This is a genomic window from uncultured Cardiobacterium sp. (genome assembly GCF_938028185.1).
GTDB lineage: Bacteria > Pseudomonadota > Gammaproteobacteria > Cardiobacteriales > Cardiobacteriaceae > Cardiobacterium.
Genome location: NZ_CALJAH010000319.1, coordinates 1 through 1,475, shown reverse-complemented (window position 1 = coordinate 1,475; position 1,475 = coordinate 1). Strand labels below are relative to the sequence as shown.

General features: G+C 61.8%; 1 protein-coding gene. It reads left to right on the top strand.

Annotation, left to right across the window (positions count from 1 at the left end; all coding sequences use genetic code 11):
- Window positions 1-1,388 (top strand): TraM recognition domain-containing protein (locus tag Q0349_RS09390; RefSeq protein ID WP_298080622.1); only part of this gene is annotated, 1,388 nt, incomplete at its 5' end.
- Window positions 1,389-1,475: the final 87 nt, after the last annotated feature.

Below are 1,475 nucleotides of genomic sequence, written 5' to 3'. Positions count from 1 at the left end.
AGTCGGCGGCATTCCGCGAGTTCGTCTGGGCATTTGTCAACCAGATTGCCAAGGGACTGGTGCTGCTCGGCCGTACCCCCAGCTACCCGATGCTGAAGCAGTACAGCGCCGACGTTGAGCCGCTCTTTATTGACGTGATGGAACTGCTCTACCAGCGGCACAACCACGACTACCGCCCGCGTCTTGCCGAGTACGAGGCGGCACTGTTGATGCCCGCCGAGAAGCGGCGCGATGCGGGCTTCAACTTCGTCATCCCGCGCGCGATGAACGACCGGGGTCAGCGCGGCAAGGCGTTTTGGCTGCTCTTCCGCGAAGTGGGCGAGCAGTTGCCGCTGACACCGACCGAGCGCGATGTGGCACTTTCCATGATGAAGGCATTTCAGACCGATGCCAGCTACATGGCGAAACTGGTCGCCAGCCTTGACCCCTTCCTCGAAAAAATGACCACCGGCGCGGTCTCCCGCCTGATTGCCCCGGATTTTACCGACCTCAACCGCGATGTCTTTTCCTGGTCGCAGATTATTCAGGCGCGCGGCATCGTCTATATCGGCCTCGATGCGCTGTCGGATGCTGAAGTGGCCGCCACCGTCGGCAATTCGATGTTCGCCGACCTTACCTCGGTTGCCGGCCGCCTCTACAAGCACGGTGCCGACCACGGCCTGCCCGCCTATCCCAAAACCGGCTACCAGCCAAAAATCTGCCTGCACGCCGACGAGTTCAACGAACTGGCCGGGCCGGAGTTCGTGCCGATGCTGAACAAGGCGGGCGGTGCCGGGGTACAGGTCACTGCCTACACCCAGACCCTGCCGGACATTGAGGCGCGCGTCGGCAGCAAATCGAAGGCGGAGCAGATGCTCGGCAACTTCAACACCGTGGTCATGCTGCGCGTGTTGAACGAAAGCACCGCCCGCCTGCTGGTGGAGAAGACCAACAAGGTCAATGTCAGCGACATCGCCACCTTCTCCGGCTCCTCCGACAACCCGGACATCACCTCCAGCGTGCGTTTCCATGCCTCGACACAATCGCGTGAAGTGTCGCAGTCGGTGGAGCTGCTGCGCACCTCCGATCTGGCCAAGCTGCCGAAGGGACAGGCGTTCGCCCTGCTCGACGGCAACAACCTCTACAAGCTGCGCATCCCGCTGCTCCGCTACAACACCCGCGAAGCGGTACCGGATGACATCGATGCGGTCGCGCGGGAGATGGAAAAGAACTACAGCAACAGCCCCACCAATACCGACTGGGCACGTTATCAGGAATACCTGCGCGAAGACGAAATCTTCGCCGACGGCGAGTACGGCAGTATGCAGGACCTGTGCAACAGCTACCTGCGCGAGCTGGACAGCGATGCCTTCATGCAGCAGCAGACGGCGCTGATGGACGGTGACTGATGGCAAGACAACGCGACACTACCGCCAACAACGCGCCGCCTGCCGCCCCGCAGACCGATTCGCCAGTATTTTCACCGATCAGCGGCA